This window comes from Ilumatobacter nonamiensis YM16-303, from assembly GCF_000350145.1.
Classification (GTDB): Bacteria; Actinomycetota; Acidimicrobiia; order Acidimicrobiales; family Ilumatobacteraceae; genus Ilumatobacter_A; species Ilumatobacter_A nonamiensis.
The window spans coordinates 1-575 of the sequence record NZ_BAOL01000338.1 but is presented as its reverse complement, the minus strand read 5'-3'; the positions used below and the strand labels follow the sequence as shown (position 1 = coordinate 575).

1 protein-coding gene is annotated in these 575 nt (G+C 62.3%); it reads left to right on the top strand.

All coding sequences use genetic code 11. The features are described from left to right. Positions 1 to 575 (top strand): cbb3-type cytochrome c oxidase subunit I (locus tag ON45_RS20540; protein WP_040496653.1); only part of this gene is annotated, 575 nt, incomplete at both ends.

Sequence of the window (575 nt, the reverse complement as noted above, 5' to 3'; positions counted from 1 at the left end):
AGTACAACCAGATGTTCACGATGCACGCCACCACCATGGTGTTCCTGTTCGTGATGCCGATGGCCGCCGCGTTCGCCAACTACATGATCCCGCTGCAGATCGGTGCCCGTGACGTCGCGTTCCCACGACTCAACGCGCTCAGCCTGTGGCTGTTCGTGTTCGGTGGCATCTTCCTCAACACGTCGTGGTTCCTCGGTGGCGGCGCCGACGGCGGCTGGTTCATGTACGCCCCGAACTCCGATGTGCCGTTCTCACCGACGAACGGCGTCGACTTCTGGGGTCTCGGCCTGCAGATCACCGGGATCGCCTCGCTGGTCGGTGCGATCAACCTGATCGTCACGTGCCTCAACATGCGCGCGCCGGGCATGTCCCTGATGAAGATGCCGATCTTCACCTGGATGGCGATGGTCACGCAGTTCCTCCTGCTGTTCGCCATGCCGGTCATCACGGTGGCGCTGTTCCTGCTGATGTTCCAGCGCTCGTTCGATGCGACGTTCTTCTCGGTCGAGGCGGGTGCCGACCCGTTGCTGTGGCAGCACCTGTTCTGGATCTTCGGTCACCCCGAGGTGTACATC